The sequence below is a fragment of the Pyrobaculum sp. genome (assembly GCF_049971835.1).
GTDB lineage: Archaea > Thermoproteota > Thermoprotei > Thermoproteales > Thermoproteaceae > Pyrobaculum.
The window spans coordinates 1-4520 of the sequence record NZ_JBMFKV010000150.1; the positions used below are offsets into that span (position 1 = coordinate 1).

Sequence of the window (4520 nt, forward strand, 5' to 3'; positions counted from 1 at the left end):
GATAGTTGAAACGTGTGTGTCCGCCGTGAAAGCTCATCTAGCCGGAAATCGAAAAGTTGCTAGTGATGACGGTCCCCCTTGACGATATACTAGTGACGACGATCTCCTCCCCACCGTGGTCCCGCTGACTGGAAATCAAAGAAGCCGGCTTCCTCTTCGGACGCTCTCCCTCAGCTGGAGGTCGAAAAGCGTGAATTAGGGAGGGCGCAGATGCCAGATCAGAAGCGCAGAGGCCTGTCGCCGGCGGCGTGCGGGCTTGTCTGGGCGTGGACGCGGCGGGTGTCTGTGGGTACTGCGGCGTGGCTGTGCGGCTGGTCGGGGCGGTTGGCCGGAGGCCGTCGGCGCGTGGGTTGCGCCGGGGCGGCGCGCTCGGGGCTCGGCCGCTGTAAAGTTTTTATAGAGCTGTTTTTTATGTGGACGTGAAAAAAACGGAGGCGGCTTCTGCGGCTGACGCGGGTGTGCGGGAGGTTTATCTGAAGAAGCTTGAGGAGATCAAGAGGGCTGTGGAGGAGGGCCGGGTGGTGAGGATCAGCGGCATTCTCGTGCGGAAGCTTGAGTACAAGACGACGCGGCGCGGTGGGATTATAGTCATCGTAAACGACGGCGAGCTTATCGACTACGCGAGCAAGCTGTTGAACAACCGGCGGATTGAAATTCTCTAGCTACGCCTCTCCAGAGGCGGCGTCTGCGGAGATACGTAGCCACCGGGGAGGCGGGGTCTGGGCTGTCTGAGCCAGCGGCCCGCGCCCCCGCCTGGGGTGGTTGCGGAGGGGGTGTGTGGGGCGTCTGGACTTGGCCGGTGCTCAGCGTATTCTCCGACCTGTCCCCCTCGCCTCGGGCGCCGCCGTCTCCACGCCTGCGGCGTCTCCACCTGGGCGGTGGAGCCTCCCGGCAGACCCTCACGTACCCCTAACCCGCGTCTGGCTCTTATGCGCGGCTTCGGCGTCCCCCTCGCCGCGTTGCGTGGGCTGTCGCTTGGTTTCTCCGTTCGGGCTGGGGCGAGCTTCGTCTTAATGGTGCTTCAAAGGCCCGGCGTTGGGCATATCCGCGGGCGCGTCTTCGGGCTCTTCTGTAAGCGCGCCGACGCGGCTCTGCCCTCGGCGTTGCTTGTGTGTAACGCGCCGGGGCTTGGTGTTGCGTTTGTTTGCCGGGTTTTCGTACTGCGACACCGCTGGTTGCGTTCGGCGGGCAGATCTGCGAGTGCAGATGGGGCGTTGCCCGGCGGCGTGTTTGGTTAAGTTTATAAATTAGGGATTGCTTTTGTCTGTGGAGGAGCTTCCGAGGGAGGTGGAGCTTCTGCTGAGGGCGTATAGAGAGGCTAGGAGGCCCCACATTAGGATTGGGTACCTCAGGGTGAAGGGGGTTGTGGGGGTTTTCTATGGCGTTGAGGGTGAGGATAAGGCTTAGGGCCGGGGGCAGAGAGGTCGCGACCTCCGCGCTTGTGAACACGGGCTTTGAGTCCTCCGCCCCAGACGTGGCCGTGCCCGTGGAGGTTGCGAAGGCGCTTGGGTTGTGGCCACCGAAGTCGGCGAGGGTTGTGTCGGCGGATACCGGCGGCGGCGAGGTTGAGCTTGTCTATATCGAGGCGGGGGCGGAGCTTGAGGTGGAGGGGAGGCGGGCCTCGGTCAACATCTTGGTGAATCCCTACATAGACGAGGTGCTGATCAGCGACTTCCTCGCCGGGGAGCTCGGCATCGTCATCCTAGACGCCAAGAGGGGCTTGTGGCGGTTTAGGGACGAGGATGCTGTGAGGCCCTCCGCCGAGCCGCAGCGCTGGCCCCGCCGGGGCTAGTCGTCTGCTCGGCGGCGTCTCGACCGGCGTGTCGGCGGGCTGTCCAAACCGCTGGTTTAAAGCCTCTAGGCGCAGTTTTTGCTCTTGGTATCAGCGTCTCGATATGTGCGGAGCTTCGCAACATTAGTGCTCACGGGGGATATCGCAGAAGGCACGGCGCCCTGCGTGGGGGGCGTCTGTATCTTCGCGCAGTTGTGAACGCCCGGGGCCTTGCCTAGGCGCTCTGCACTTGGTATTCTCCGCATGCCTCTGCGTAGAGGGCTTCGTCGCATTTCAGCGCATTGCACAGCCTGGCGGCGAGCCAGCAGAAGTCGCGGGCGGCCGCCTCGCGGCTTGGGTATATGGACATCACCCCCTCGGGGTCTGGGCCGTTGTGCTGGTACTGGTGGAGGGCGAGGGCGACGTAGCCCTCCTTCTCCATGCCTAGGGCGGCTGAGACTTCGGGGATTGCCCTCGTGGGCATGTACGCTATGATTTTGTCTATGTTTTTGAAGCGGGGGGCGAGCTCCGCCTTTCTCCGCCCCGCGGCGGCGGCTAGGTACGACTTGTAGGCTTGGAAGATCTTGCCCGCGGCGTTTCTAGTGTAGCCCTCTGTCATCAGCGTGAGGGCTAGCCTCAGCTCTGCCCGGGCCTCCTCCAGCCTCGCCTGTATGTAGGCGTCGAGGTCTCTCCACGGCTTGGCGAGGGCAGTGTCCACGTCTCTACATCGGCTCGTTTATATATCTTGAAGGGCGGTGGTGCCCCCTGCCAGATGTAACGGCTGTGGGGGACTCGTCGGGGGGTTTGTGTGTTTCTGGGGTTAACTGGGGTGCCTGCGTAGTATGTAGCGGCGGGCGGCTAGTAGCAGGGCGCTTGACAGCGCGGCGGACCCCGACAGGTATATGAGGCCGGCGTATGTGGAGTTGGCTATTGTGTTGAGGTAGCCGACGATGTAGGGGCCGGCGAAGCCGCCGAGGTTGCCGACTGAGTTTATTAAGCCGACGGCGACGGCTCTGGCGACTCCGGCGAGCATGCGCTGGGGTATTGGCCAGAAGGGTGGGTAGAAGGCGTATATCCCAGCGGCGGAGAGGACAAGCGCGGCGAAGGCGAGCTGGGGGGTGGGGGCGAGGGGGGCGACTGCGGCTAGGCCGACGGCGCCGGCAAGGAGCGCGGCGGCTGAGTGGAGGAAGCGCTCTCCGGACCTGTCGGAGGACCAGCCGACGGCCACCATGGCGGCGAAGGCTGTGAGGTACAGCGCGGCGTTTAGGAGGCCCACCACCACGGGGTTGCCGCCTGTGAGGGCCTTCAAGACCTGGGGGGACCAGAAGGTTATTCCGTACAGTGCGCTCGTGGCGGTGAAGTAGACTGCGGCGAGTAGCCACGCCTGCGGCATCTTGAGGCCGGTGACCCACGCGGCGACGTGTTCGGGTGGGTGGCTCTCCCTCTCGCGTCTCAGCTCCTCCTCGAGCCAGGCCTTCTCCTCTGGGCTCAGCCACCTCGCCTCTCTGGGCCAGTCGGGGAGGGAGAGGAGCACCACCGCCCCCCACACCACTGACGGCAGGCCTTCTAGTATCAACACCCAGCGCCACCCCTCCAGCCCCAGCCAGCTGACTGTGAGGAGGAGGCCCGAGATTGGGGATAGGATTATGTTGGCCACCGCTATGGCGCTCATGAAGAGGCTCACCGCGCGGCTCCTCTCGTCTTCGAGGAACCAGTGGGTGAGGTAGACAATGATGCCGGGGAAGAAGCTGGCCTCGGCGAGGCCCAGGGCGAACCTGACGGCGTATAGCTGGAGCTTGTCTTGTACGAGGCCGGTTAGGGAGGCGAGTATGCCCCATGTGATTAGTATCCTGGCTATCCACTTCTTGGCGCTGTACCTCTCCACTATGTACGTGCCGGGGATCTCTAGTATGAAGTAGCCGATGAAGAAGATGCCCGCGGCGAGGCCGAGGTCGGCGTCTGTGAGGCCGAGGCTCTGCTTCATGCCGAGGCTGGCTATCCCGATGTTTACCCTGTCTATGAAGGCGAGGAGGTAGGCCACCCACACGGTGGGCATTATGTGCCTCCTAGCCAATACGGCCCCTCTATCTATCATAGCAACTTACTGAAACGCCTTTATAAATTTAATTTATATGTGTCAATTTAATGAAATATTTAGTTAATATTGTATGAAGTTCTGTGTGGTGTATAGATTTTCCTCGTAACCGCGGCCCGCGCCGCGCCGAGACGTCGATGCCCGGGTCGGGCGCCTGCGGGGGGCTCCGGCTCTGTAAAATTTATATATCTCTGTTTTACACATGTCGAGAGATGGTGTATAATATTCTGGTAATATCACATCACTGTTAATAATTTGAGTAGTTTTGATATTAACCCGCGGCGTCTAGCCGCCCCCGGGCCTAGCCGCAGGCGGCTGGGGCTGTGGGTGGCCTCCCCATCCACGGCTTCCACCGCTTGTGGCGTGTGGGGATAAGCCGGCTGCGCTGGGCGGGCCTCCCCGTCTGGCGCCGCCGGCGAAATCGGCGCCGACGGCCAGACGCCGCGGGTCTCCTCTTTTATATCTCTGACCAGCTGTATACATGGTTAAGGTGGTTAAGAGGGATGGGCGGGTTGAGGAGTTTATTCCTGAGAAGATTGTGGTGAGTGTTCTCAAGGCGGGGGCTCCTGTGGACGTTGCGCGTAGGGTGGCTAGGAAGGTGGAGTGCGCTGTTATGGACAGTGAGAACGTGACGGCGAGAGAGTTGACGCGGCT

8 protein-coding genes are annotated in these 4520 nt (G+C 62.1%); 5 read left to right on the plus strand and 3 right to left on the minus strand.

Annotation, left to right across the window (positions count from 1 at the left end; all coding sequences use genetic code 11):
* Nucleotides 1–248: 248 nt before the first annotated feature.
* The 4 genes from ACP5J3_RS11020 to ACP5J3_RS11035 all read left to right on the plus strand — a co-directional run bounded on the left by ACP5J3_RS11020 (nt 249) and on the right by ACP5J3_RS11035 (nt 1792).
* The gene (locus ACP5J3_RS11020; protein WP_428495740.1) at nt 249–389 is read left to right on the plus strand and encodes a hypothetical protein; all 141 of its coding nucleotides are present in this window, start codon (nt 249–251) and stop codon (nt 387–389) included.
* A 30-nt stretch (nt 390–419) separates the two neighbouring features.
* Nucleotides 420–662 carry a hypothetical protein gene (locus tag ACP5J3_RS11025; protein ID WP_148682713.1) on the plus strand — a complete coding sequence of 81 codons (243 nt, stop codon included), beginning with the start codon at nt 420–422 and terminating at the stop codon, nt 660–662.
* Between the two features lie 604 nt (nt 663–1266).
* On the plus strand, nt 1267–1407 hold the full coding sequence (locus tag ACP5J3_RS11030) for a hypothetical protein (protein WP_428495741.1): 141 nt from the start codon (nt 1267–1269) through the stop codon (nt 1405–1407).
* Entirely contained in the window at nt 1379–1792 is a 414-nt protein-coding gene (locus ACP5J3_RS11035) for a hypothetical protein (protein ID WP_428495742.1), read from the plus strand. The genes ACP5J3_RS11030 and ACP5J3_RS11035 overlap by 29 nt, the downstream gene beginning before the upstream one ends.
* A gap of 65 nt (nt 1793–1857) precedes the next feature.
* Here the strand turns inward: ACP5J3_RS11035 and ACP5J3_RS11040 are convergent, their stop codons facing one another.
* From ACP5J3_RS11040 to ACP5J3_RS11050, 3 genes are all read right to left on the minus strand, one after another.
* Nucleotides 1858–2037 carry a hypothetical protein gene (locus tag ACP5J3_RS11040; protein ID WP_428495743.1) on the minus strand — a complete coding sequence of 60 codons (180 nt, stop codon included), beginning with the start codon at nt 2035–2037 and terminating at the stop codon, nt 1858–1860.
* Nucleotides 2007–2489: a PaREP1 family protein gene (locus tag ACP5J3_RS11045; RefSeq protein WP_428495744.1), complete on the minus strand. Its 483-nt coding sequence runs from the start codon at nt 2487–2489 to the stop codon at nt 2007–2009. Before ACP5J3_RS11045 ends, ACP5J3_RS11040 begins: the two co-directional genes overlap by 31 nt.
* 102 nt (nt 2490–2591) lie before the next feature.
* Nucleotides 2592–3866 (minus strand): MFS transporter, encoded by a 1275-nt coding sequence (locus ACP5J3_RS11050; RefSeq protein ID WP_428495745.1) that lies wholly within the window; start codon nt 3864–3866, stop codon nt 2592–2594.
* Between the two features lie 481 nt (nt 3867–4347).
* Between ACP5J3_RS11050 and ACP5J3_RS11055 the strand changes: the two genes are divergently transcribed.
* Nucleotides 4348–4520, plus strand: a 173-nt coding sequence (locus ACP5J3_RS11055; protein WP_428495746.1) for an ATP cone domain-containing protein, incomplete at its 3' end; no start/stop codon positions are given.